Annotated in this window: 24 protein-coding genes; 16 read left to right on the top strand and 8 right to left on the bottom strand. The window is 74.6% G+C overall.

Annotated features, from left to right (window positions below; all coding sequences use genetic code 11):
• Window positions 1–90 precede the first annotated feature (90 nt).
• Together IG86_RS0113060 and IG86_RS0113065 are read left to right on the top strand one after the other, a co-directional pair.
• Window positions 91–1,614 (top strand): IucA/IucC family protein, encoded by a 1,524-nt coding sequence (locus IG86_RS0113060; protein WP_030896882.1) that lies wholly within the window; start codon window positions 91–93, stop codon window positions 1,612–1,614.
• Between the two features lie 33 nt (window positions 1,615–1,647).
• Window positions 1,648–2,301 carry a class I SAM-dependent methyltransferase gene (locus IG86_RS0113065; RefSeq protein ID WP_030820014.1) on the top strand — a complete coding sequence of 218 codons (654 nt, stop codon included), beginning with the start codon at window positions 1,648–1,650 and terminating at the stop codon, window positions 2,299–2,301.
• Window positions 2,302–2,646: 345 nt separating this feature from the next.
• Here the strand turns inward: IG86_RS0113065 and IG86_RS43925 are convergent, their stop codons facing one another.
• Window positions 2,647–2,868 (bottom strand): hypothetical protein, encoded by a 222-nt coding sequence (locus IG86_RS43925; RefSeq protein ID WP_051785135.1) that lies wholly within the window; start codon window positions 2,866–2,868, stop codon window positions 2,647–2,649.
• A gap of 315 nt (window positions 2,869–3,183) precedes the next feature.
• On the opposite strand from IG86_RS43925, the gene IG86_RS0113075 reads away from it, so the two are divergent.
• Together IG86_RS0113075 and IG86_RS0113080 are read left to right on the top strand one after the other, a co-directional pair.
• Complete coding sequence (locus tag IG86_RS0113075; RefSeq protein WP_030820016.1) at window positions 3,184–3,573, top strand: VOC family protein; 390 nt, start codon at window positions 3,184–3,186, stop codon at window positions 3,571–3,573.
• A 37-nt stretch (window positions 3,574–3,610) separates the two neighbouring features.
• Window positions 3,611–4,027 carry a contact-dependent growth inhibition system immunity protein gene (locus IG86_RS0113080; protein WP_030820018.1) on the top strand — a complete coding sequence of 139 codons (417 nt, stop codon included), beginning with the start codon at window positions 3,611–3,613 and terminating at the stop codon, window positions 4,025–4,027.
• Here IG86_RS0113080 and IG86_RS0113085 read toward each other — a convergent pair whose 3' ends face one another.
• Entirely contained in the window at window positions 4,028–5,227 is a 1,200-nt protein-coding gene (locus tag IG86_RS0113085; protein ID WP_030820020.1) for a cytochrome P450 family protein, read from the bottom strand.
• Window positions 5,228–5,415: 188 nt separating this feature from the next.
• Here IG86_RS0113085 and IG86_RS0113090 point away from each other — a divergent pair, with 188 nt between their 5' ends.
• Window positions 5,416–6,948 (top strand): FAD-binding oxidoreductase, encoded by a 1,533-nt coding sequence (locus tag IG86_RS0113090; protein WP_051785136.1) that lies wholly within the window; start codon window positions 5,416–5,418, stop codon window positions 6,946–6,948.
• Between the two features lie 12 nt (window positions 6,949–6,960).
• Complete coding sequence (locus IG86_RS39885) at window positions 6,961–8,142, top strand: trypsin-like peptidase domain-containing protein (RefSeq protein ID WP_157854818.1); 1,182 nt, start codon at window positions 6,961–6,963, stop codon at window positions 8,140–8,142.
• Here the strand turns inward: IG86_RS39885 and IG86_RS42245 are convergent.
• Together IG86_RS42245 and IG86_RS0113105 are read right to left on the bottom strand one after the other, a co-directional pair.
• Window positions 8,096–8,488 carry a hypothetical protein gene (locus tag IG86_RS42245; RefSeq protein ID WP_051785138.1) on the bottom strand — a complete coding sequence of 131 codons (393 nt, stop codon included), beginning with the start codon at window positions 8,486–8,488 and terminating at the stop codon, window positions 8,096–8,098. The genes IG86_RS39885 and IG86_RS42245 overlap by 47 nt on opposite strands.
• Before the next feature lie 101 nt (window positions 8,489–8,589).
• Entirely contained in the window at window positions 8,590–9,537 is a 948-nt protein-coding gene (locus IG86_RS0113105; protein WP_030820029.1) for an AEC family transporter, read from the bottom strand.
• A gap of 83 nt (window positions 9,538–9,620) precedes the next feature.
• On the opposite strand from IG86_RS0113105, the gene IG86_RS0113110 reads away from it, so the two are divergent.
• From IG86_RS0113110 to IG86_RS0113125, 4 genes are all read left to right on the top strand, one after another.
• The gene (locus IG86_RS0113110; protein WP_078905889.1) at window positions 9,621–11,066 is read left to right on the top strand and encodes a sensor histidine kinase; all 1,446 of its coding nucleotides are present in this window, start codon (window positions 9,621–9,623) and stop codon (window positions 11,064–11,066) included.
• Window positions 11,063–11,743: a response regulator gene (locus IG86_RS0113115; protein WP_030820036.1), complete on the top strand. Its 681-nt coding sequence runs from the start codon at window positions 11,063–11,065 to the stop codon at window positions 11,741–11,743. Before IG86_RS0113110 ends, IG86_RS0113115 begins: the two co-directional genes overlap by 4 nt.
• Window positions 11,744–11,895: 152 nt before the next feature.
• Window positions 11,896–12,984, top strand: coding sequence for an alpha/beta hydrolase (locus IG86_RS0113120; protein WP_030820037.1), 1,089 nt, complete (start codon window positions 11,896–11,898; stop codon window positions 12,982–12,984).
• A complete protein-coding gene (locus tag IG86_RS0113125) occupies window positions 12,981–14,210 on the top strand; it encodes an acyltransferase family protein (RefSeq protein ID WP_030820040.1) in 1,230 nt (409 codons plus the stop codon). Before IG86_RS0113120 ends, IG86_RS0113125 begins: the two co-directional genes overlap by 4 nt.
• 108 nt (window positions 14,211–14,318) lie before the next feature.
• On the opposite strand, the gene IG86_RS0113130 is transcribed toward IG86_RS0113125, so the two are convergent.
• Complete coding sequence (locus tag IG86_RS0113130) at window positions 14,319–14,741, bottom strand: DUF350 domain-containing protein (RefSeq protein ID WP_030820045.1); 423 nt, start codon at window positions 14,739–14,741, stop codon at window positions 14,319–14,321.
• Between the two features lie 93 nt (window positions 14,742–14,834).
• On the opposite strand from IG86_RS0113130, the gene IG86_RS44300 reads away from it, so the two are divergent.
• Entirely contained in the window at window positions 14,835–16,667 is a 1,833-nt protein-coding gene (locus IG86_RS44300) for a GNAT family N-acetyltransferase (protein WP_063761517.1), read from the top strand.
• A gap of 28 nt (window positions 16,668–16,695) precedes the next feature.
• Here IG86_RS44300 and IG86_RS0113140 read toward each other — a convergent pair whose 3' ends face one another.
• Window positions 16,696–18,750: an AMP-binding protein gene (locus IG86_RS0113140; protein WP_030820052.1), complete on the bottom strand. Its 2,055-nt coding sequence runs from the start codon at window positions 18,748–18,750 to the stop codon at window positions 16,696–16,698.
• Window positions 18,751–18,935: 185 nt separating this feature from the next.
• Here IG86_RS0113140 and IG86_RS0113145 point away from each other — a divergent pair, with 185 nt between their 5' ends.
• Both IG86_RS0113145 and IG86_RS0113150 read left to right on the top strand, forming a co-directional pair.
• On the top strand, window positions 18,936–20,849 hold the full coding sequence (locus tag IG86_RS0113145) for an ABC transporter ATP-binding protein (protein ID WP_030820055.1): 1,914 nt from the start codon (window positions 18,936–18,938) through the stop codon (window positions 20,847–20,849).
• A gap of 7 nt (window positions 20,850–20,856) precedes the next feature.
• Window positions 20,857–21,243, top strand: coding sequence for a VOC family protein (locus IG86_RS0113150; RefSeq protein WP_030820058.1), 387 nt, complete (start codon window positions 20,857–20,859; stop codon window positions 21,241–21,243).
• An 89-nt stretch (window positions 21,244–21,332) separates the two neighbouring features.
• Here the strand turns inward: IG86_RS0113150 and IG86_RS0113155 are convergent, their stop codons facing one another.
• A complete protein-coding gene (locus IG86_RS0113155) occupies window positions 21,333–21,680 on the bottom strand; it encodes a hypothetical protein (protein WP_030820060.1) in 348 nt (115 codons plus the stop codon).
• Window positions 21,681–21,824: 144 nt separating this feature from the next.
• On the opposite strand from IG86_RS0113155, the gene IG86_RS0113160 reads away from it, so the two are divergent.
• From IG86_RS0113160 to IG86_RS0113175, 3 genes are all read left to right on the top strand, one after another.
• Window positions 21,825–22,715, top strand: a complete 891-nt coding sequence (locus IG86_RS0113160) for a sigma-70 family RNA polymerase sigma factor (RefSeq protein WP_037942389.1) — start codon at window positions 21,825–21,827, stop codon at window positions 22,713–22,715.
• Between the two features lie 81 nt (window positions 22,716–22,796).
• A complete protein-coding gene (locus IG86_RS0113165; protein WP_030820064.1) occupies window positions 22,797–23,027 on the top strand; it encodes a hypothetical protein in 231 nt (76 codons plus the stop codon).
• A gap of 697 nt (window positions 23,028–23,724) precedes the next feature.
• Window positions 23,725–24,189, top strand: a complete 465-nt coding sequence (locus IG86_RS0113175; RefSeq protein WP_030896891.1) for a hypothetical protein — start codon at window positions 23,725–23,727, stop codon at window positions 24,187–24,189.
• A gap of 72 nt (window positions 24,190–24,261) precedes the next feature.
• Here IG86_RS0113175 and IG86_RS0113180 read toward each other — a convergent pair whose 3' ends face one another.
• Window positions 24,262–24,945 carry an NAD(P)H oxidoreductase gene (locus IG86_RS0113180; RefSeq protein ID WP_030896893.1) on the bottom strand — a complete coding sequence of 228 codons (684 nt, stop codon included), beginning with the start codon at window positions 24,943–24,945 and terminating at the stop codon, window positions 24,262–24,264.

Raw genomic sequence — 24,945 nt, forward strand, 5'->3', positions numbered from 1 at the left:
CGCGAAGCGGAACCACCGGCCATGATCGTCGGTATCCGCAATGATTACTTGATCATCCCGTGAAGCGACATTCCGAAGGCGGAGTCCAGCATGCCCATTCCCTCCTCCGCGGCCGAAGAAGCCGTCGCCGCCGAACTGGCCACCGTACGGCCCGCACTCGGGCCCCCGTACGCCGCCGCGCTCGGCGTCGCCCGGGCGGCCGTGCTCACCCGGCTGTGGCGGGCCCTGGCCTTCGAGCCGCTGCCGTGGGTCGTGGGCCGGGAGGCGACGCCGGCCGGCCTGGCGCTGCTGCTGGCGGGGGGCCGCCGGCTGGAGGGCCCGACGCCGGACCCGTACGCGACCCGGCCGTACGTGGACGAGCTGCTGCTCGACGGCGGGTCCCACGATCGGGCCGGGCGGCTCGTCAGGGCGCTCGGGGTCCCGCACGGGGAGGAGTTCGCCGCCGAGCTGGACGCCAGTACGGCCTCCCTCGCGCTCTCCCGCGCCGGACAGCCGCCCGCCGGGGACGACCACGGGGACCACGCGGCGCGCGCCACCTGGGAGTGGGAACAGCGGGTGGTCGACGGCCATCCGTACCATCCCAACTGCCGCTCCCGACCGGGCTTCTCGGTGGCCGAGCAGCTGGCGTACGCGCCCGAGCACCGGCCGGTGGTGGAGCTGGGCCTGGTCTCCGTACGGGCCGAGGAGTGCCTGGTCACCGGGGACTGGCCGGCGCGGCTGCGCGACGGCGGGCGGATCCTGGTCCCCGTGCACCCGTGGCAGGCGGCGCACGTGCTGAAGCACGAGCGGGTGCGGCCCGGTTTCGCGGCGCATCCGCTGATGGCCCTGCGCACGCTGGCGCCCGCCGAGGGCGGCCCGCACGTGAAGACCGCGCTGAGCGCCCGGCTGACCTCCTCGGTCCGGGACATCTCGGTCTACTCCATCGAGACGGCGGCGGCGGTGTCCGCCTTCGCCCAGGGTCTGGCCGAGCGGCTCGACGGGCGGCTGCACATCACCCGCACCCTGGGTGCGGCGACCGCGCACAGCCCCGACCTCGCGGCCGTGCTGCGCGAGCCGCCGGAGGCGTACGCGGACGCCGCCGCCGGTGAGCGGGTGCTGCCGGTGGCGGCGCTGGGCTGCTACCCGCCGGCCCGTTCGGCGGCCTGGCGGGCGCGGTTCGCCCGCCTCGCGCTGTCGGTGTGCCTGCGGGTGCTGGAGCTGGGGGTGGCCCTGGAGGCCCACGGGCAGAACCTCCTCGTCGTCCTCTCCCCCGACGGCGAGCCCCTGCGGCTGGTCTACCGCGACCTGGCCGACATCCGGATCAGCCCGGCCCGGCTGCGGGCGCACGGGCTCGCGGTGCCGCCGCTGTCGGGCAGGCTGGTCACGGACGACGTGACCGTCCTGCGCCGCAAGCTCTTCGGGTCCCTGCTGACGGGGGCGCTCGGTGCCACGGCGGGCTCGGCCGCAGCCTTCGCCGAGGCGCTCGCGGTGGCGGCCGCCCTGCCGGCCACCGCCGACACCGGGGCGCTGCTGACGGAGCGGCTGCCGACGAAGGCGCTCACCCTCATGAGACTGAGTCCGGGGGTCCCCGGAGACCAGTGGGCGGAACTGCCCAATCCGCTTATTGGAGGATGATCCGGGGCGCCGGGCGGGCTACTGTTCAGGGGCATGACAGCTTCCTCGTACCTGCACTCCGTACGGGCGTCCTACGACGCCGTCGCCGTCGACTGCGCGCGGCTGCTGGGCACGGAACTGGCCGGGAAGCCGCTGGACCGGGCCATGCTGGCCGCCTTCGCGGAGTGTGTGCGCGCGGAGGGGGGCGGCGCCGGCCGGGCCGTCGCCGACCTGGGCTGCGGGCCGGGCCGGGTGACGGCGCATCTGGACGGTCTGGGCGTACGGGCCTTCGGTGTGGACCTGTCCCCGGCGATGGTGGCGGTGGCCCGCCGGACGTATCCGGGGCTGCGGTTCGAGGTGGGGTCGATGTCCGCGCTGGACGTGGCCGACGGGGTGCTGGGCGGGGTCCTCGGCTGGTATTCCACCCTGCACACGCCGCCCGCGGAACTGCCCGCGGTGTTCGCGGAGTTCGCCCGCGTGCTGGCGCCGGGCGGTCACGCCCTGATCGCCTTCGAGGCGGGCGACGGGCGGGTCCGGCTGGAGCACGCGTACGGGCACCCCGTCGACCTCGACGTGTACCGGATGCCGCCCGGCCGGACAGCCGCCCTGCTGGCCGGGGCCGGACTGGCCGAGGTGGCCCGCCTGCTCCGCGAACCGGCCCCCGGGGAGAGCTGCCCGCAGGGCTTCCTGCTGGCCCGCAAGGGCTGACGGCGCACGGACCCGGCGGGCCCGGGGGTCCCGGGGGTCCCAGGGGTCCCAGGGGTCCCAGGGGTCCCAGGGGTCCCGCTCAGGCGGGGTAGGTGATCGAGCCCAGTGGCGGGCAGGGAACGAGCGTGGCGCCGGTGCCGGGGCGTTCGACGGCCCTGGCCTCCGCGGCCCGCCGGCGCCGCGTCTCCCGCTCGTCGGCGTACAGGGCGTCGCGCGTGGTCCGGTGGTCGTCCCACGCGCCGTCGATGAGGCTGAGACCGGTGTTGCCGGAGCTTCGCTGGAACTCCGCCTTCAGGAAAGCCTGTTGGACGGCGGTCTGGGCGGCGGCGAGATCGAGGCGGGTGATCAGGACGCCGACGGTGTTCGGTTCGCGGGTCGGCAGGGAGCCTGCGGGAGCAGCGACACCCCGGTGTCGAGGCGGCCGACGTTGTCGACGCTCGCGGCCGTGTACAGGGCGCGGAAGCGGGGATCGTCGCGCAGCGGACGTACGGGGGCGACGTGGAGCGCCACGCAGTCGTTGAAGCCGGCGGCCACGGCGGCGTCGAGGTGGAAGGGGGTCCGCTCCACCTCACCGCGCGCGATGCCCGTGCCGGCGAGGCCCGCGTGGCCCGCGGCGACGAGCCAGGTGCCCTCCGGGCCGAGCGCGGTGGCACGCGCGACGACGTCGTGGAGGCCCGCGGTGACCTCACCCCCTGTGAGGCTGCGCCGTGCGTCGTGTGGCCCACCAGCAGTTCGTGAACACGGGCGACCAGTGAGTCGACGGTGTCGGCCGTGGATCTCCTCGGACCTCGGCGGTGAAGGGCGAAAGGGGTGTCCGGTCTGCGGCGATCCCCGCCGGGGCGAAGGGCGTCCGAGCCAGGTCGGCCGCGTAGACTGACGGGCATGGCATGCCGCATCAGTGAGCTGGTCCTGGACTGCGCCGAGCCGGAGCGGCTCGCCGAGTTCTGGAGCAGGGTCCTCGGCTACGTCGAACTCGGCCGCGAGGACGACGGCGGCATCGAGATCGGCCCGCCCGACGCCGGCTTCGGCGGCCCGCAGCCCACGCTCGTCCTCAGCCCGAGCGCCGACCCGCGGACCGGCAAGCTCCGGCTGCACATCGACGTCAACGCCACCGACCGCGACCAGCCCGCCGAGCTGGAACGCCTCCTCGCCCTCGGCGCCAGACCCGTCGACATCGGACAGGACGGCACGGAGACCTGGCACGTCCTGGCCGACCCGGAGGGCAACGAGTTCTGCCTCCTCCACCGCCGCCTCCCGCCCCTGGCACCTTGAGCGACTGCGGGCGGATCACCGGCCGAGAATGAGGGCCATGGGGAATCTGCTGCTGCATCTCGGCCGTACGCTCGACGAGCTGGATCCGCCGCGCTGGGGTGATCCGGCCGACGGGGCGACCCGCCTGGTCCGCAAGGTGCACGGGCTGCGGTCCGTACCCCTGGGCGACCTGCGTCCGGCGGATCTGCTCACCCTCGTCACGCAGCAGGTGGCGCTCCCCTTCGTACTGCCCCTCGCCGTGCGGCTGCTGGCCGACGAACCGCTGCTCGACGCCCACTTCCACGAGGGGGACCTGCTGCTCGCGACCGTGTCGGTGCCCGCCGGGGCGTGGGCCGCGCTCCCCGAGCTCGAAGCGCGGCTGCGGGCCGTCATCGCGGAGCTGCCCGGGGCGGCCGTGGACGAGCTGCCCCGCGGCGGTGCCGAGGCGCTGGCCCGGTTCGCCGGGAAGGCCTGATCACCAGCGCAGCGGAAGCCGTGTCACGCCCCGCATCAGCGTGCCCGGGAGCCAGTCGAGCGGGCCCGCGTCCGGGTCCCCGGCCAGTCCGGGGAAACGTTCCAGCAGTGAGCGGATCGCGATCCGCCCCTCCATGCGGGCGAGTGGCGCGCCGAGGCAGTAGTGGATGCCGTGGCCGAAGGCCAGGTGGCCCGGGCCGGCGCGGCGGATGTCGAACGCCTCGGGCCCGGGCCCCGGCCCGGTGAACCGCGCCGGATCCCGGTCGGCCGCCGCGAGGGCCACCAGGACCGAGGATCCGGTCGCGATCGGCACGCCGCCCAGCTCAAGATCGGCGCCGGCGAAGCGGTACGTGGCGTGCTGCACGGGCCCGTCGTAGCGCAGCATCTCCTCCACCGCGCCGTCGATCAGCCCGTCCGGGTCGGCGCGCAGCGCGGCGAGCTGCTCGGGGTGGTCGAGCAGGGCCCGTACCCCGTTGCCGATCAGGTTGACGGTGGTCTCGTGGCCGGCGACCAGCAGCAGGAAGGCCATGCCGATCAGTTCGTCCGGGGAGAGCTGGTCACCGTCCTCGTCGCGGGTCCGGATCAGGGCGCTGAGCAGATCGTCGCCCGGTTCCCGGGCCTTGGCCGCGACGAGTTCGCAGAGGTACGAGGTCATCTCCTCCAGGACCCGGGGGTGCGCGCCGACGCCGTCGAGCGGGGCGACGATCTCGCCCGACCAGTAGCGGAACCGGGCCCGGTCCAGGTTGGGGACGCCCAGCAGCTCGCAGATCAGGGTCATCGGCAGCGGCACGGCGAAGGACCGGATCAGGTCGCCCCGGCGTTCGGGCACGGCATCCATCGCGTCCAGCAGTCCGTCGGTGATCTGCTGGACGCGGGGGCGCAGCGACTCGACCCGGCGGGAGGTGAACTCGCGGGCCACCAGGCGCCGCAGCCGGGTGTGGTGCGGCGGGTCCGAGTCCAGCATGTTGGTGGCGACGGCGTGGACCTGTGCGACCTCGAACAGCTCGGAGCCGAGCCAGTTCTTCGAAAGGGCCGGGTGGCTCAGGGCCTCCCTGGCCTCCTCGTGGCCGACGACCAGCCAAGCGCGTTCGCCGCCCAGCACCAGCCGGTGGACGGGGCCGGCGGCGCGCAGGGCCTCGTAGAAGGGGTACGGGTCGGCGTTGAACTCATCTGCGTGCGCGGTGAGGTCCACAAGACTCATGGGTGCAGCGTACGGCGGCGGTTCAGGGCGCGAGGGGTGGTCGTCGGGGAGCGCCGGATCCCCCTGCCGCCCCGGTCCGCACATATGACGAGTCGAACCGTTTCAGCGATGAGCCGTTCGGGGGTCAACGCGGTGCGCGTGGGACCCGCCTGCACGGCGATCCGGACGGACGGTGGCAGGAAAGAGGTATGAGCCTCCATCGGCGCCAGGTCCTCGGCGGTGCGGCCGCGGCCGTCCTCGCCACCGTCGGCGCGGCCGCCGGGGGCCCGGACTACGGCGCGCTGGCCCGCGGGATCGACGGGCGGCTGGTGCTTCCCGGGGACCGGGACTACCCCGAGGCGCGGCGGCTGTTCCAGCCCCGCTACGACGCCGTGGCGCCGGCCGCGGTCGCCTATCCCGCGCACGCGCAGGACGTCGCCGTCTGCCTGGACTTCGCCCGCCGCGCGGCCGTACCGGTGGTGCCGCGCGGCGGCGGGCACAGCTACGCCGGCTGGTCCACCCGGACCGGCGCCCTGGTCCTCGACGCCGGGGCCATGGCCGCGGTGGCGGTCGAGGGGGACGGCGTACGGATCGGCGCGGGCGCCCGGCTCGGTGACGTGCACACGGCCCTCGCCGGGCGGGGCCTGTCCGTCCCGACCGGGCTGTGCCCCTCCGTCGGCATCGCCGGGCTCACCCTCGGCGGCGGACTCGGTCTGGCCTCGCGGGCGTACGGCACCACCGCGGACCGGCTGACCGGGGCGCGGGTGGTCACCGCCGACGGGACCGTCCGCGAGGTCTCGGCCGACCGGGACCCGGATCTCTTCTGGGCCCTGCGCGGCGGTGGCGGCGGCAACTTCGGCGTGGTGACGGAGTTCCGCTTCCGTACCCACCCGGTCGGCGACTGCGCCTTCGCCGAACTCCACTGGCCGGACGGCGCTTCCGCGGGTGTCCTGCGCGGCTGGCAGCGCTGGCTGGCCGGCCTGCCGGACCCGTTCTGGAGCCAGGTGGAGTTCACGGTCGAGGCCGGCACCGGAGCCGGGCCGGGGGCTGCGGCCGCCGTGGTGCCCTCGGTCCGGGTGGTGTGCCTCGACGGACGCCAGGAGCTGGAACGCCAGTTGACGCGGCTGTCCGACCTGGTCGGGGCAGCGCCGCGGGACAGCTGGGGCGTCGTGCGCAGTCACGGGGACACCGTGCGGGCCATGTCCGGATGCCTGGACCTGAGCGCCGCGGAGTGCCGGCTGCCGGGCACGCTGCCCGGCCGGGACCCGCGGGGGCGGCTCGGCAGGGATTCCTACGCCGCCCGCTCCGACTTCTGGGCGGGGGCGGGGCTGCCGGACGCGGCGATCGGCGCGGTCCTGGACGCCGTCCGGCGGTACGGGGCCGACGCTCCGCGCGGCGGCCTCGGCGTGGTGCAGTTCGACGGGGTCTGCGGCGGCGCCGTGAACCGGGTCCCGGTCGGCGCCACCGCCTTCGCGCACCGGGACGCCGCCTTCCTGGCGCAGTACCTCGTCTACTGGCCCGAATCCGCGCCCGCCGCCGACGTGGCCCGGCACGAGGCCTGGCTCGACGGGCTGTGGCGGGACCTGCGCCCCTGGTCGAGCGGCCGGGCGTACCAGAACTACATCGACCCGAAGCTCAGCGGCTGGCGCGAGGCCTACTACGGCCCGAACCTCGCCCGGCTGGAGGAGGTCCGGCGTGCCCACGATCCGGACCGGCTCTTCCGTTTCCCCCAGGCCGTTTAGGGAGTGTCCGGCATGCGACGTACGTTGACGGTGGCCGCGGCGGCGGCCGCCCTGCTGGTGTCCGCGGGGCCGCTGCCCGCGGCCGGGGCGGGGAGCGCCGCGGCCGCTCCGGCGGCCGCGGGCCGGTGGGGCGCGCACGAGGCGGAGTCCTGGTGGACGCCCGAGCGGATGGCGTCGGCCCGCCCCCTGCCACCCGTTCCCCCGCTGCCGGGCGAGGAACCGCAGACCCCCGCCGACCCGGTGCAGATCCCACCCGTCGAACCCCCTGTCCCCCCGGTCGAGCCGCCGGAGCCGGCCCCGGTGGCCACGCCCTCACCGTCCGGGACCCCCACCGTGGCCGCGCCCGAGCCCGAGCCCGCTGGGACGCCGAGCATCCTTCCCGCGCCCGCGCCCGAGCCCGCTGGGACGCCGAGCATCCTTCCCGCGCCCGCGCCCGTACGTCCGGCCCTCCCCCGCATCCCGGCCGCCGGCCCCGGCGTCGGGCAGGACTTCGGCGGCCTCCCGGTCGTCGGCCGGATGTTCCTCGTCAAGGGCGGCGGCTCCTACTTCTGCACCGCGAGCGTGGTCGCGTCCCCCGGCCGCAACCTCGTCATCAGCGCAGCGCACTGCCTGCTCGGCGCCGACACCCAGCAGGTGGCCTTCGTACCTCAGTACACGCGGGCCAAACCGCGGCCGTTCGGCATGTTCCCGGTGGTGCGGACGGCGGCCGGACGCTCCAAGATCTGGATCGACCAGCGCTACCGCACCCAGGGCGTCAACCGCGCGGCCGCCCTCGACGTGGCCTTCGCCCAGGTCGGCCCCGGAGCGAAGGGGCTCCGGGTGCAGGACGTGGTCGGCGGCAACCGGCTGGTCACCGGCGCCGGTTACGCGCACGCCCGGGCCACGCTGATCGGGCACCCGTCGACCGCCGCCCGGCCGCGCCTGTGCGTCAACCGGACGACGAAGTACACCAGCACCGACAGCCGGATCCCGGGCTCGTTCCTGCGCATCGCCTGCACCGGCTACCCGGGCGGCACCAGTGGCGGCCCGTTCCTGCTGCGGCTCGACGGCCGCACCGGGACCGGCGACGTGGTGGGCGTGATCGGCGGCTGGAAGACGGGCGGGGACAAGCCCGACGTCTCGTACAGCTCCTACTTCGGCACGGACATCAGGAAGTTGTACGAGAAGGCGGTTGCCGGGGCGAAGGCGTCGTGAGGGCCCGTACCCACCGGGTCCTGCGGGGGTTGCCGACCGTGCGCGGGACCGCCGGGAGCCCGTCGCCGGTCAGCAGCTCGGCGGGCGCGAGGCCGAGCCGGCGGCGCAGGTCGGCCAGGGCCGCGTGGACGGGCGCGAGGACCACCTCGGCGCCCGGGGCGGCGGAGGCGAGGGCGTACGCGGTGGTCTCGATCGCCTCGGCGGCGTCCTCGGCGGCGGTCCGGCTCCACCCTCCCGGCGCCCCGGGCCCCCAGGGCGCGACGGTGTCGTAGAGGTGGCAGGCGGCATCGGCCGCGGCGTCGGCCCGTTCCCCGACGCCCGGCGCCGCGATGGTCGGCAGTTCCATGCCGGTTCAACGAGCCGGTCCCGCCCCGGGGTACGTACCCGACGGCGCCGGCTCGCGCCGCCCGCGCGGCAGACGACCGGCGGCGATCGGGCGGCGCGCGCTCAGGCGGCGACCGTCTGCAGCCAGAGGGGCAGCAGCACCAGCGACACGAGCGAGGTCTTGATCACGACCGAGGCGGAGAGGTCCACGCCCACGTCGTAGCGCTGGGCGAAGATGAACAGGTTCTGCGGGGTCGGCATCGCCGCGATCAGCACGAGGTACGCCAGCCAGTCGCCCCGCACCCCGAACAGCAGCCCGCACACCGCCCACGCCAGCAGTGGGAACGCCAGGCACTTGAACCCGATCAGGGCCAGTTCCTCGCGCGTCGTGCCCCGCAGGTGGAGGCCGACACCGCCGAGGTGCAGGCCGAGGGCGAACAGGGCGACCGGCGAGGCGCTGTTCCCGACGAAGGCGGCTCCCTCCAGGGCCACGGCCGGGACCCGCACCGACAGCAGGTTGAGCAGGATGCCCGCGTTGCAGGCGAGGACCAGCGGGGTGGCGAGCGAGGCGCCGACGGCCCGGGACAGGCGGCGGCCCGGGCCGCCCTCTGCGGGTCCGGCGCGGCCCAGTTCCATGAGGGCGATGACGACCAGGGACAGTACGCAGACCTGGAAGAGCAGGATCGGGAAGATCGGCGCGGCCGTCCCGAAGACGGTGATGAACACGGGGACGGCGAAGTAGGCGGTGTTCACCTGGACTCCGGCCATCACGCGCAGGGCCACGGCGCGCGGCTCCCGCCGGCCGCGGGCGACCGCCGCCACGGCCACGACCGTCACGGCGGCCGCCGCGGCGGCCGCGTACCCGCCTATCGCCCGCCAGTTGAACAGGGCGGCGAGGTCGCTGGCGTAGATGTTCCCGAAGAGGTAGCAGGGCATGGCGAAGAGGAAGGCGTAGTCGGAGAAGACCTTGGACGCCTCGGCCGGAACGACCTTGCGGCGCGCCAGGAGGACTCCGCCGCCGAAGGCCAGCAGCACCGGCACCAGCTTCTCCAGCGCGGCCGCCCCGCCCATGCGAACATCTCCCCCATGATCGACTGCTGTGCACCCTACCCCTGCGCCCTTCCGGGCCCGGCGGCGCATAGGCTGGTGCGATCATGAGCGACAAACCGCGCGAACGGACCGGAAGCAGACTCGGCAGCCGACCGGCCGGGCGGCCCGGCGGCCGGACCCGGGAAGGGGCCTCCGCCCGTGCGGCCGGGGCCCGGGAGCCCGGCGCCCTGGCGCAGCTCGCCGCGGCCCTGCGCACCCCGGCCGGGGCGGCCCAGCCCTTGTTCGCCCAGGCTCCCAAGGCCTGGCAGCGGGCACTTCCGTACCTCCTGGTCGCCACCGTCGTGGTCTCGCTGCTGCCGACGACGATCGCCGTGCTGACCAACGACTACGGGATGGACGGCGGTTGGGCGGGCGCGCTCGGGGTGGCGCAGACCGTTCCCCTGCTCCTCGCGGTGACCCGGCCCCTGCAGGCCTGGCTCCTCGTCCTGGTCGCGGACACCTTCGGTGCGGTCCTGCTGACCCAGGCCGACAAGGTCGCCGGGCACTCCTGGCCGTGGACGCCGATGGCCGTCATCGGCTACCTGGTGCTGATGGCCTGCCTGGGGCTGCGCGAGTCCGTCCGGACCCTGGTCGGGGTGTGGCTGGTGACCGGTGCGCTCGGTGCGGTGCTCGGCTTCTTCCAGCCCGCGGACACCATGAACACCGCCGCGCTGCTCTTCGTCCTCGGTGGTGTCGTGCTGGCCCTGACGGGCGCGCTGCGCGGTCTGGGCGACGCGCGCCAGCGGATCGCCGAGCAGGAGAGCATCAGTGAGGCCGAGCGGTCCCGGCGCACCCTGCTGGAGGAACGCGCCCGGATCGCGCGCGAGTTGCACGACGTGGTGGCCCACCACATGTCGGTGATCACCGTGCAGGCCGACTCGGCGCCCTACCGGCTGCCGGGCATGCCGGAGCCGGTGCAGGAGGAGTTCGCGGCGATCGCGGCCAGCGCGCGGGAGTCCCTCGGCGAGATGCGGCGGCTGCTGACCGTGCTGCGGGCCCCCGACGGGGCGGGTGGCGCGGGCGGCCCCGGGGGCGGCGCCGACGGCGGGCGGGCTCCGCAGCCGGGGATCGGCCGGCTCCAGCAGCTGGTGGAGGCGACCGTACGGGCGGGCCAGCCGGTGGAGCTGTCGCTGGCGGCCGGCGCGGCGCGGGCCGCGCCGCCCGCGGTGGACCTGTCGGCGTACCGGATCGTGCAGGAGGCCCTCGCCAACGTGGTGCGGCACGCGCCGGGCGCGCCCACCCGGGTGTCGGTGACGGTCGACGACGACGAGGTCCTCGTGCTCGTCGTCAACGGTCCCGCGGCCCGGGACGCGGCGCTGGAGCCGGACGGTCCGGGCACGGGTCACGGTCTCGTGGGCATGCGGGAGCGCGTACGGTTGACCGGCGGGACGCTGGACACCGGGCCGCTGCCCGACGGGGGTTTCCGGGTCGCCGCGCGCCTGCCGCTGCACGCCGGTAGCGGGACCGCCGGCACGGACGGCACCGACGACACGAACGAGGAGCGCAGTTGACCATCCGCGTGGTCATCGTCGACGACCAGGCCATGGTGCGCGCGGGGTTCGCCGCGCTGCTGTCGGCGCAGGCCGACATCGACGTGGTGGGCGAGGCCCCCGACGGGCGCCAGGGGGTGCAGGTGTCCCGCTCCACCCATCCCGACGTGGTGCTGATGGACGTACGGATGCCGGAGATGGACGGCCTGACGGCGGCCCGGGAGATCCTCGACCCGCCGCCCGGGGTGGTGCACCGGCCGAAGGTGCTGATGCTGACCACCTTCGACATCGACGACTACGTGTACGAGGCGCTGCGCGCCGGGGCCTCGGGCTTCCTCCTCAAGGACGCCCCGCCGGCCGACCTGATCGCGGCGGTACGGGTCGTCGCCTCGGGCGAGGCGCTGCTCGCGCCGTCGGTGACGCGGCGGCTGATCGCGGACTTCGTCCAGCAGCGGCCGGCGCCGCGCAAGGACCCGGCGCTGCGGCTGAACGGTCTGACGCCGCGCGAGACCGAGGTGCTGGAGCTGATCGCGCGAGGGCTGTCGAACCAGGAGATCGCCGGTCACCTGGTGCTGGCGGAGCAGACGGTGAAGACGCACATCGGGCGGGTCCTGGCCAAGCTCGACCTGCGGGACCGGGCCCAGGCCGTGATCTTCGCCTACGAGGCGGGCCTGGTGCGCCCGGGCGACTCGGCCTGACCCCACCGGATCCGGTGGCGGATCCCGTCGTGCGCGGTCCGTCTCCTCCACCCCCTACCGGGGTATGACATCCGACTTGGCTCCACGGTCCGACGTGCACGCCGGTGCCCTCTTCCTACCTTCCCCCTCGTCACGAGGAGAGGAGAAGGGGCATGCGCCGCTTCGGAAGGACGCTGGTCACGGCCGCGCTGGCGGTGACCGTCGTCGGGGGGACCGCAGGATGGGCCTCGGGCGAGAGCCAGTCGGCGGTCACCGGGCCGCCGCCGGGCACCGCCGCCTGGCGGGCCGACACGGCGTACGGCCGGGCGCTGCCCGATCCGGCGACGGCGACACCGCACGAGGTGGCCCGGTTCTTCGCCGGGCTGGACGACGCGGCGCGCTCCGCACTCGTACGCAACCACCCTCTGGTGGTGGGCAACCTCGACGGGGCTCCGGTCCCCCTGCGGTACGAGGCCAACCGGCTCGCCGTCGTCGCCACGGGCGAGGCGCGGTACGCGTCCCTGTCCGCGCCGGGCCGGCGGATCCTGGCCTTCGACCCGCGCGGCCGGGGCCAGGTGGCCGAGGTCTTCGGGGACCTGGAGCACGCCGCGCACGTGTCGGTGATCGTGCCCGGCTCCGACAACGACGCCACCTCCCACGACGCGCGGCGCGCGCCGCACACCGGCCCGGCCGGCATGGCCCGGGCGCTGCGCACGGCGACCGAAACGCCGGCGGCCGGCGGGTCGGTGGCCACTGGCTCGGTGGCCGGCGGGTCGGTGGCCGTCATCGCGTGGACCGGGTACACCACCCCGGTCGGCGTGGGCCTCGACGCGGCCGACGGGCGGCTGGCCGCCGCGGGGGCACCGCGGCTGGCCCGTTTCACCGCCGGCCTCGACGCGGTCGGTGCGCCCGACCCGGTGCTGTTCTGCCACAGCTACGGCTCGGTGGTCTGCGGGCTGGCGGCCCGGCACACCGACGCCGCCGACATCGTGGCCCTCGGATCTCCCGGCATGCGGGCGGACACCGCCGACGACCTGCGCACCAAAGCGCGCGTGTGGGCGGGCCGGGGCCCCTCGGACTGGATCGCGGACGTCCCGAACGTCAGCTTCGCCGGGATCGGCCACGGCGCCGACCCCACCTCTGCGGCCTTCGGCGCCCGCCGGGTGCCCGCCGCCGACGTACGCGGCCACGCGGGCTACTTCACACCCGGCACGCAGTCCCTCGCGGCGTTCGCCGCCATCGCGAAGGGAGAGGCCCGATGAGCGCCTCCACCGTCCTGGCACCGCTGCGCGAGGCAGCCGAGCGGATCGACCGGCGGACCCCCGCCCACCGCGACCGGGCGGTCGACGGGCTGCGCGCCCTGGCGCTGCTGGCCGTACCGACCGGCCACTGGCTGCTCGGCGGCTTCACGCTCGACGCGGACGGCGCTCTGCACAACGCCAGTCCCCTGTCCGCCTTCGGCGGGCTCGCGCCGGCCAGCTGGGTGCTCCAGATGCTGGGCGTCTTCTTCCTCGTCGGCGGGTACGCCTCGGCGCTCTCCTACCGGCGCCGCCCGGGGTCGGCAGCTGCATGGTTGAAGGGCCGGATCGTCCGTCTGGGGCGGCCCGTGCTCGGGGTGACGGCGGTGTGGGCGCTGGCCGCGCCCGTGCTGTACGCGGCAGGCGTGCCGGAGGCATCACTGCGGACCGGCGCGAAGCTGGTCGTCCAGCCGCTGTGGTTCGTCGGGGTGTACGTGGTGGTCACCGCGCTGACCCCGTACTGCGTGCGGGCGGCGGGCCGGCTCGGCGGCTGGGCGGCGGCCCCGCTGCTCGCCTCCGTCGCGGTGGTGGACCTCCTGCGGTACGGGCCGCTCGCACCGTCCGTGCCGTCCTGGCTGTCGCTGCTGAACATCCTGCCGGGCTGGCTGTTCGCGTACCAGCTGGGCGTGTCCTGGGGCGAGCGGCGGATCGGGCGGCGCGGGGGCTGGCTGCTGCTGGCCGGCGGGGCGCTGCTGTTCGCGGCGCTGCTGGCGGTGTTCCACTATCCGGCGTCGATGGTGGGGGTGCCGGGTGCGGCGCGGACCAACTCGCACCCGCCGTCGCTGCTGGTGCTCGCGCTGGCCTCGGCGCAGTCGGGTGCGGCGATCCTGTTGCGCGACCGGCTGGCCCGGCTGCTGGCCCGGCCGGTCCTGTGGGCCCCGGTGGTGGTGGTCAACCTGTGCGCGATGACGATCCTGTGCTGGCACCAGACGGCCATGCTGGCCGCGGCCGTTCCCGCTTCGTTCGCGGGTGGGCTGGCCGGGCTGACGACGGCGCCGGACAGCCTGGGCTGGATCGTGGCGCGGCTGGCATGGATGCCGGTGTTCGCGGGGCTGCTGGTCGCGATCGCCCGGTACGCGCGGCGGTTCGAGGCACCGGCGGCGGCGGGCCGGCCGACGAGCGCGCTGCGGCGTGCGGTGGCGGGCTTGCTTGCGGTGGGCTTCGGGCTGTTCGCGCTGGGCCTGGCGTGACGAAGCCCGGACGGTGGACGGTGACTGCGGGCGTTCGGAGCCCGGGTACGAAAAGAGCGCCGCTCCCCTGACGGAGCGGCGCTCTCCACGCGTACGGGTGCTCCCGCGTCAGGCGATCGAGGCGGCGACGATCGCGGCGACGGCGAGGTTGCAGGCGGCGGAGACCCAGACGGCCGGGTGGGGCTCCGGGTCGACGACGATGGCGCCGAGCTTGCCCGGGGTCACCAGGTCGAGCACCAGGAAGGCCAACGCCATCAGGACCAGGCCGAGGAGACCGAAGGCGGCGGTCGACGCCAGGCCCTTGCCGAAGTCGTCGTAGGTGGTCCAGATCGAGGTGAAGACGATGCCGCCGATGCCGAGGAGCGCGGAGCTGAGGAAGAGGGCCGCGTTGCGGTTGCGCTCCTCCCAGATCTGCTTCGGGAGCTTCCCGGGCGTCAGCACGTCCACGAGGACGATGCCGAGGATCAGCAGGACCAGGCCCAGGGCGCCGTAGGCGCTGGTGCGGCCAAGTCCGTTGATGATGTCGCTCATTGAGAAGCCTGTCTCCGGTGGTGGGAAAATATGTGCCGTGGGGAGGCCGAATCTATCGCACGGCCTTCCCGCAGACCATGGGGAGGTCAGCGAATGGTAAAGGTCAGGGCCGCGCGGCCGGCCGAGGCGGAGGCCCTGACCGGGCTGGTCATGCGGTCCAAGGCGCACTGGGGGTACGACGCCGCTTTCCTGGCGTCTTGCGCCGCGGAACTGCGGATCCGGCCGGACGAGGTGACGGCACGCCGGATCGTGGTGGCCGAGGACCCGGAGGGGACGGTCCTCGGGCTCGCATCCCTGGAGGGCGGCGCCCCGCTGGCGACGCTCGGCCTGCTCTTCGTGGAACCCTCCGCCATCGGGCAGGGCGTGGGGCGGATCCTGTACCGCGACGTGCTGCGCCGGGCCGTGCAGCAGGGGGTGCGCAGGCTGGTCATCGACTCGGATCCGCATGCGGCCGGCTTCTACCGGGCGATGGGCGCGGTCGCGGCGTCGACGGCGTCGACCGCGTCGGCCTCACCGGCCGGGCTGCCGGGCGCTCTGGTGCGGTTCGAGGCGGCCCCGGCCCCGCTCGCCGACTGGGCACGGGCCTGGACCGGAGGCGGGCGGGCCGTGCACGTCGGCAACGTCGCGGAGTTCAACGCGCAGTTCGGCGACTCCTCCCTGGACCGGGAGCAGTCGGCCGCGCACCACTACTCCTGCCTGGCCGCCTTCTACAGCCCCTACCCGTCGGCGCTGGTGCTGCCCCGGGCGGTGCCCGCCGGCTGGACCGAGCTGGTCTGCCGGCAGCTCGGCTGGACCGGGGTCGAGGTGTACGACGGCCTGGTGGAGCGCGGGCCCGGGCTGGTCGAGGCGGTACGGGCCCGGCCGGCGCTGGCCGCGCGGCTGACCGGGGCCGGGGAGCCGCTCGTACCGTGGGGGCTCACCCGGCCGTTCGGGCTGCTCGCGGGGCGGCCGTGGCGGGCCGGGGAGCTGCGCTACGAGTCGAAGGCCGCGGCGCACGGCCTGTTCGGGCGGATCCTGGCGGAGGGCGGGCATCCCGGGATCGTGCTCCCCGCACAGGTGCGGGCCGCCGGCCGGTGGGCGGCGGCCCGGCTGCTGGCCGCCCGGGCTCGGGCCGGCGAGAGCACCGTTCTGAAATCGGAGCACGGTGTCGGGGGTTCGGGTACGACCGTGGTCACCGCCGGGCAGGTCCGGGCCGCGGGCGGCGCCCGCGCCCTCCTGCGGCGGCTGCCGCGCGGACCGCTGCTGGTGGAGGAGTTCGTCGACGGGCCGGCGGATCCGGGCGCGGCCCGCGACCTGACGTACGACGGTTTCGTGGACCCGGCCGGCCGGGTCCACGAGGTCGGCGCCGCGCTGATGGACGTGACCGCGGGTGCCTACCGCGGGGCGACGGTGGGCCCCGGCGCCGTGCCGGACTGGGCGGAGAAGCCGCTGCTCGCCTTCGGCGCCGCGGTGGGCCGGGGGCTGGCGGCGTCCGGCTACCGGGGCTGGTTCGACGTGGACTTCGTCGTGGACGCCGAAGGGCGGCTCGCGCCGACCGAGACGAACCTGCGGCTGACCGGGCCGTCGATCGCCTTCATGGTGGCGGCCCGGCTCGACGCGCTGCGGGGCGCGGGGCACCTCGTACGGATCGCCGACCGGGTGGAGCTCGGTGCACGGCTGCCCGAGGCGCAACTGGACGAACTGTGCGCGGACCTGGCCCGCGGGTGCGCGGAACTCGGGGCGGTGTTCGTCCCCGCGATCCCGACGGGCGCCTTCGATCCGGCACCCTGGATGGGTGTGCTGGTGGCCGCGCGCAGCCTGGAGACGCTGGACGCGGCCGAGGCGCTGGTCCGCTCCGAGGCGGCGGCCGTCGGCGCCATGTTCGATGCCTTCGAGCCGGCCGACCGGCCCCCGGGCCCTGCTCGGGGGGCCGGGGGACGGCCTTGACGGACCGCTCGGCGGTGCCGGCTGTCGGTCAGTCCTTGTCTTCGAAGTCGAAGGGCGAGTCCGGTTTGCGGGCCACGTGGAGGGCCAGGACGAGGCCGGCGACCATCAGGGGGATGTTGAAGGCGTAGACGAGGAGGGCCTGGAGGGGCCAGTCCTGTTTGGCCGCCAGTCGGTAGGCGTTGTCCTGCGGCCACCAGGCCAGCAGCAGGTAGCTCGCCGCGAGGTGGACGGTCCTGATACGGCCCGGGGGCCGGCCGCGTTCGCGGCGTTCGATCAGGCGGTAACCGGTGAACAGGAAGGCGAGCCCCGCGCCGAAGGCCAGGCTCTCCGCCACGTACAGGAGGAAGAACAGGGCCGCCCAGGGGTAGGGCACCGCCGAGAGGTCGGTGGAGCCGGACCACACGACGGGGGTGAACACCAGGGTGAAGAAGGCGAGGACGAACGTGAGGCAGCCGGCGGCGACGAAACGGCCGCCGTCGGGGTCCGTGACGGTGGCGGACGCCCGGCTGAACTTGCTCCCGTGGACGGCGGGCCGTTCGGAGGCGGGCTGTGTCGGCAGCGGCAGGGCCGAGCGGTCCTCCTGGCCGCCCCGGTTGCGCGGGAGGGCCCGGAGCCGGATGAGGACGGTCGGGGACACCTCCTTGAGGACGACGCCCGCCAGGTGGTTGCGCAGGCCGTGGATCTCGGGGAGGGGCGCGGAGGCGTCCCAGGCCGGGTCGCCGGGCGGCGGGGACACGTAGGCGACGAGCCGCCGCTGCCCGTCCTTGTCGACGCCGGCGACGAGGGCCGCGCCGATGCCCGGATGGGTACGGATCGCCGCCTCGACCTCATGGGGGTCGAAGGAGCCTCCGTGGAGGGGGATCCGGTCCCGGATCCGGCCGGCGTACTCCAGCAGGCCGTCGGGGCGGGACACGCCGAGGTCGCCGGTGGGTATCGCGTCTCCCCCGTCGGGCGGGGTGAGGTGTATCTCCCCGCCGCGCAGGTGGACCTGGCATCCCGCGAAGGGGGTGCCCAGCAGGGAGAGCCGTTCCGGTTCGCTGACGGGGGCCGGCAGCTGCGGGAGTTCGAAACAGGTGCCCACGCCGGCGGTCTCGGTGAGCCCGTAGACGTTGAGGATCCGCACGCCGGGGCGCAACCGGACGTGCAGGGCGTCCAGTTCGTCGAGGTGGAGGCGGTCACCGGTGACGCTGGCCAGCCGTAGCGAGCGCAGCGGCCGGGGGCCGGTCCTGCGGTCCGCGGCGGTGGGCCTGGGGCCGGCGACCACCAGCGCGGCGATGCCGGCCGGATCCGTGTGCACGACGGTGACCTTCCGGACGTCGACCGCCGTGCGGACCTGCTGCGGGTTCCCGGACGGCCAGGAGGGCCCGGGGGGCAGGACGAGGCCACCGCCCGTGCACAGGGCCCGGGTCCAGCCGGCGGCGAAGCCGGTGACGTCCGGCCGGGCGGTGATGAGGTGGCGGTCCTGCGGGGTCGGCCGGGCCAGTTCGGTCCAGCCCGAGTGGGCGGCGAGCAGCAGGGCGTGGCCGACGGGCACGGGGCGCGGTTCGGCGCTCGCGGTGAACAGGACGGCCGCGCCGGCCGTCGCGGCCGATCCGCCGGCCGTCTCCGCGAGGTCGGGTGCGTAGCCGGGCCGGGCGGCGATCTCGGCGGCGCCGTCGTCGGTCCGGATCGCGCGCAGGCCCAAGGCGGTGTCGAGGGCGGCCCGGTGGGGCGCGTGGGTGAGCAGCGCGAAGGGCGCCATGGGCTGGAGTGCGGCCAGCTGCCGGCGGCCGGTGCGGGGCGCTTCGGCGTCGAGGACGGCGTAGACCCCGCCGGCCTTCAGGACGGCGAGGATGCCCACGACGATCTCGGCGGGCCGGGTGGTGCCGATGGCGACGAGGCCGCCGGGCGGCAGCCCACAGGCGAGCAGATGGTGCGCCAGCCGGTTGGCGCGGGCGTCCAGCACCCCGTACGGGAGCAGGTTCTTCGAACCGGCGATGAGGGCGGGGGCCTCGGGGGTGTCGCGCGCCCAGCGTTCGAAGTGGTGCAGGACGGTGTCGGTGGTGCCCTGGGTGGAGCGGACGGACTCGGATCCCTGCGTCATGGACCGATGATGCCACCGTGCACCGACAACGGAGGAGCCTTCGAAATCGCTTGCTGTTCAACGAAGTTGCCCGGCGGCCCCGGCAGCCCCGCCACGGCCCCGGCGGTCCCCCGCTGGTCCCCCGGTGGAGGGTCCGGAGCCGAACCCTTGACCTCTACTTTGGTTGAGGTCCTAGCGTTCGGGTCATGGACATGGAAGTCACCGCTTGGACCTCGCTGCACAGCGCGATCAACGCCCAGCAGGACCGTCGCCCCCTCTCCCGGGCCGGTCTGCGCCGCGTGGCCGCGTTCGCCCGCCCGCACCGCCGCGGGCTCGTTCTCTTCCTCCTGCTGAGCGTGGTGACCGCCCTGCTGGCGGTGGCCACCCCGGTGCTCGCCAGCAGGGTCGTCACCGCCATCGTGGACGGCCGGGACGGCGCCACGGTGACGCGGCTCGCCGTGCTCATCGCGTTGATCGCGGTCGCGGAGGCCGGACTCGGGCTGCTGGCCCGCCGGCTCTCCGCCACCCTCGGGGAGGGGCTGATCCTGGATCTGCGGACGGCGGTCTTCGACCACGTGCAGCGGATGCCGGTCGCCTTCTTCACCCGGACCCGGACCGGCGCCCTCGTCAGCCGCCTCAACAACGACGTCATCGGCGCCCAGCGGGCGTTCAGCAACACCCTGTCGGGCGTGGTCGCCAACACCGTGACCCTGTTGCTGACCCTCGCCGTGATGCTGAGCATCTCCTGGCAGATCACCCTGCTGGCGCTGGTGCTGCTGCCCGTGTTCGTCCTGCCGGCCCGCCGGATGGGGGCGCGGATGGCGGCGATGCAGCGGGAGGCTTCGGCGCTGAACGCCGCGATGGGCACCCAGATGACCGAACGGTTCTCGGCGCCCGGCGCGACGCTGGTCAAGCTGTTCGGGCGGCCCGCCGACGAGTCCGCGGAGTTCGCGGTCCGGGCGGCGCGGGTACGGGACATCGGGATCCGTACGGCGATGGCCCAGTCGGCGTTCATCACGGCCCTCACCCTGGTCTCGGCCCTGGCCCTCGCGCTCGTCTACGGACTCGGCGGGTACTACGCCCTGCGCGGGACCCTGGACGCCGGTTCCGTCGTCGCGCTCGCGCTGCTCCTGACCCGGCTGTACGCCCCGCTGACCGCTCTCGCCGGGGCCCGTGTCGAGGTGATGAGCGCGATGGTGAGCTTCGAGCGGGTCTTCGAGATCCTCGACCTGAAGCCCCTGATCGCGCAGAAGCCGGACGCCCGCCGGGTGCCGGAGGGGCCCGTGACCGTCGAGTTCGACCGGGTGTCCTTCGGCTACCCGGCCGCCGACAAGGTCTCCCTCGCGTCCCTGGAGGAGGTCGCCGTGCTCGACGCCCGGGGCGGTACGCCGGTCCTGCACGAGGTGTCCTTCCGTGCCGAGCCCGGCCAGATGGTCGCCCTGGTGGGCTCGTCGGGCGCCGGCAAGTCGACCATCGCGCAGCTGCTGCCCCGGCTGTACGACGCCGACGCGGGCGCGGTCCGGCTCGGCGGGGTCGACGTACGGGACCTGACGGCCGACTCGATCCGCGAGACGCTCGGCATGGTCACCCAGGACGGGCACCTCTTCCACGAGTCGGTACGGGCCAACCTGCTGCTGGCCCGCCCGGACGCCACCGAGGAGGACATCTGGGAGGCCCTGCGCAGGTCCCGGCTGGACGGCCTGGTCGCCTCACTGCCGGACGGGCTGGACACGGTGGTCGGGGAGCGCGGTTACCGGCTGTCGGGCGGTGAGCGGCAGCGGCTGACGATCGCCCGGCTGCTGCTGGCCCGGCAGCGGGTCGTGGTCCTCGACGAAGCCACCGCGCACCTGGACTCCACCTCGGAGGCGGCGGTGCAGGAAGCCCTGGGCGAGGCCCTGGCGGGCCGGACCGCCGTGGTCATCGCCCACCGGCTGTCGACCGTGCAGGCGGCCGACCTGATCCTCGTGGTCGAGGACGGCCGGATCGTGGAACGGGGCACGCACACCGAGCTGCTGGCCGCGGGCGGCCGGTACGAGGAGCTGTACCGCACGCAGTTCGCCGCGGCGGACACGCCCGCCGGCATGGAATCCGACGGCGCGGCACCGGTCCGGGGCGCATGATGCTGTGATGGACATCAAACTGGAGCTCGTCGCCGTCCCCGTCACCGATGTCGACCGGGCCAAGGCCTTCTACGAGAAGATCGGCTTCAATGCCGACCACGACGTCACCGTCAGCGAGGACATCCGCTTCGTGCAGCTGACCCCGCCGGGGTCGGCCTGCTCGATCGCGATCGGCAGGGGCCTGACCCGGATGGCCCCGGGATCCCTCGACAACATGCAGGTCGTCGTCACCGACATCGAGGAGGCCTACGAGGACCTGCGCGGCCGGGGAGTCGAGGTGACGGAGATCCAGGACCTGCCGTGGGGCTCGTTCGTCTACTTCTCGGACCCGGACGGCAACGGCTGGGCGGTCCAGCAGACCACGCCGCGCAAGTCGGCGGAACCCGGGGCGTGATGGCGTAGTGTCCGCCGGCCGCGGCCGGCGCCGGGCGGGACGCCGCTTCGCACGGTGCGGGGAGCACCGTGCGACGGCGTCCGGCGGGATCAGCCCTGCGCGGCGGCGTGGTGGTGGTCGAGCTCCCAGGCGTGGTGCTTGAACTCGTGGCGGAAGTCGGCGTGGTCCTCCCACTGGCGGGCGATGCCGCGCAGCACGTCCCAGTTGTGCTCGACGGACTGGTCGATCACGCGGCGCATGGCCGGCTCGGCGGCTTCCCGCTTCTCGATGAGGCCCTTGATGGCGGAGGCCTCCAGGACGGAGTTGCGCAGCGCGCGCAGGGCGCGGGAGGTGTCGTCCATCGAGAAGCCGCGCTCGCTTCCCGTCTCCGCGTCGAACAGCGGGGTGAGCCGCGCCTCGATGAAAGCGGTGATCCGCTCGAAGTGCTGCACGTCCATCGGGGGCTCCCTCTCCTGCCGGACCACCATGTGACCCGGCGTCTCCACTGCTTGCTGCCGTTCGCGGACATTATCCCCGAATCCCCGGAGCGACTTCCGGTGGTCTATTTTGAAGATCCACTGCGAGGAGGGGACGTGGTACGGGTGGACGGGGCTTCCTTGTTGACCGAGCGGTTCGAAGAGCACCGCTCTCATCTGAGGGCGGTGTCCTACCGGATGCTCGGCTCGCTCGCCGAGGCCGACGACGCCGTCCAGGAGGCGTGGCTGCGCCTGAGGCGCTCCGACGTCAGCGAGGTCGAGAACCTCGGCGGGTGGCTGACCACGGTCGTGTCGCGGGTGTGCCTGAACATGCTGCGCTCGCGCGAGACCCGGCGCGAGGACTCCATGGACGCCTACCCCGCCTACCCCGCCGACCCCGCCGTCGGCCGCGAGGACACCGTCGACCCCGAGCAGGAGGCGGTGATGGCCGACTCGGTCGGGCTGGCGCTGCTGGTGGTGCTCGACACGCTGACGCCCGCCGAACGCCTCGCGTTCGTGCTGCACGACCTGTTCGCCGTGTCCTTCGACGAGATCGCACCGCTGCTCGGGAAGTCCTCGGCGGCGACCCGCCAGCTCGCCAGCCGCGCCCGCCGCCGCGTCAAGGGGGCCCCGCTGGTGGCCGAGGCGGACCTGGCCCGCCGGCGCCGGGTGGTGGAGGCCTTCCTCGCCGCCACCCGTGGCGGGCATTTCGACGACCTCGTCTCGCTGCTCCACCCCGACGTGGTGCTCCGGGCCGACAAGGCCGTCGGCCCCACCCCCCGCCCCCTCGTGGTCACCGGGGCGGTCCCCGTCGCCACGGGCGCGATGGCCGCCATGCAGCGGGCGCGGGCCACGCAGCCCGCGCTGGTGGGCGGCACGGTCGGCCTCGCGATGGCCCCGCTGGGACGGCTGTTCCTCGTCCTCCGGTTCACGATCGAGGACGGCCTGATCACCGAGATCGACGTCGTGGCGGAACCGGAGCGCCTCGCCGAGCTGGAACTGGCAGTGCTCGACTGAGTCCGCCCCCGAAGCGGTTGTAGCGATTCCGTGCCGGGGCCGCACCTTATGGGCCCGGCACGGCGCTCCCATACTGGCGCCGTGACCGACTTCGTCAAGCACCTGCCCGGGGCGTCCGTACCCGAGGGCGCGGTCCGCTTCTGGGACGTCGACGACGCCCGGCGCTGGCTGCGCGTGCGGGTCCCGGCCGCCTTCGCACCCGTACGGGAGCGGGACCGGGAGCGCGAGGAGTCGCGCGGCTCCGACACCGCGGCGGCCGGCTGCGGCGGCGGCTGTGGTGGAGGCTGCGGCGGTTGCGGAGGCTGCGGCTGACGGGCGCGCCCCCAGGGGCCGGCAGGATCCGAAGGACACGCCCTGGAGCCTGCCTTTCGGAAGTGCGGTGCGCATGGTGCTGCATGCAGGATCGAAATCCTGCGGCAGCATCCCTCGCCCCGCAGCGGCTGATCAAGCGGATCCGATGTCGTCGAAGTGCGACTTGGTCACGTGTCCTGCGCGGTGGCCCGCGACAGCTTCGTCCGACCGTCCACTGGATCGGATCAGCCCTCGGCGCCGGGTTCGCCGACGGGGGCGCGCATCGTACGGCCAGGCTGTCGAAGCAGCCCTTACTCTGCTCCTGGCGCGGTGGGAGACGGAATGTCACCGTCCGCCTGGCTTTGGCGGCGATCGCGGCGCCCAGGCCGGGCGGGCTCGCGCGTCGCCGGACCTGCTGCCCGGCCTGCGGACGCCGGCGGGGCAGTATCCGGGCTGGACTCTGCCGACTGCCACTGCCGACGGCCCGCTTCCTCGGCCTCGGTGGCCGCGCTACGGCGGCGACGCGCTCCCTCTCCGGCTCTTGTTAAGTTGCCTTGTCGAGAGCCGGAGGAACGGCGCCGGATGACGGGGAGACAGGCATGGGAAACGCGGTCGAGAAGCGCAGCAGGACCTCCACCACCGCCGCGGGCGCCGACGCCGAGAACGGCACCGCCCACTGCTCCGTCCGCGGGTTCTGCTGCGAGCGGCGGACCGCCTGATGTGGGCGTCGATCGTCGCCGTCCTCGGCACCCTCGCCGGAGCCCTGACCGCCGGGCTCCTCCAGCACCGCTCGGCCCGCACCGCGCGGGCCGAGCAGCGCGCCGACGGCCACCGTCAGGACCAGCTTGCCGCCGTCACCGAGTTCGCGGCCGCGCTGGACGCACACCGGTCGGCCATGTTCCACCGCGAGCGCCTCACCCTGGCCGGGGCCGGATCCGACCCGGAGCTGGAGGCGCAGACGCGGTCCCACGACACCCGCGCCGCGATCACCGCGCCCCACATCCGCCTGCAGATTCTGGTCCCCGAACTGGCCGTCCCCGCCCAGCAAGCCGCAGACGCCACCTACGCGCTGCGCAGGGCGACCGACCGGGCCGACCTGGACGACCGGCGGCACGCCGCCAAGGAAGCCGCCGCCGCCTTCATCGCCGCGGCCGCCACACTGCTCGGCCCCCACGGTCGCTGACAAGAGCCGGTGCCTGCAGCAGGCACCGGCTCTGCGGGCGTGGTCAGCCACCGCCGGGCCTGGTCGGCGCGGTCAGACAGCGACGAGCCCGTCCGCGAGGAACTCCTCGACGAGCTTCCGTGCCCGACGGTCGAAATCGGCGTACTGCGCCTCCCGCTCGGCGCCGGCGACCGCTTCGCCGACCAGCAGGTTGCCCTCGGCGTCGACGCGCTGCGGTCGCTCCTCCGCGTCCAGGAGCAGGCCCACGGCGGAGCGGGAGAAGCCGCAGTAGTAGGCGATGCCGTCGCTCAGGTTGGCCTCGAGGACGGACTGCATCGACTCCGCGACGGGGTCGTCGGCGGTGGCGCCGGCCAGCGCCAGCCACAGGATGCGCTTGCCCGCCAGGCGGGGCTTGCTGCGGCCGTAGGCGAACCCGTAGTTCCATACGCGGTCGATCCATCCCTTGAGGACGGCGGGCACGCTCTGCCAGTACACCGGGAAAACGGCGACGACGACATCGGCGTCGAGGATCCGCCGCATGTGGCGGTGTGTCTCGTCCGAGTACGTCTTCTCCCGGTTGCCCCAGTCCGGCTGGTCCTCCACGTTCATCCGCGGGTCGAACCCCTCGGCGTGCAGGTCGAGCAGGTCGACGCGGTATCCGGCGGCCTCGAGCTGGGCAGCGGCGCGACGGGCGGTGTGAGCGGTGAGGGAATCGCTGCGGTGGTGCGCGACGACGACAAGGGCTGTCCTGGTGTCACTGCTGTGCTGCGGCGGCAC

This window comes from Streptomyces virginiae (assembly GCF_000720455.1).
GTDB classification, from domain to species: domain Bacteria; phylum Actinomycetota; class Actinomycetes; order Streptomycetales; family Streptomycetaceae; genus Streptomyces; species Streptomyces virginiae.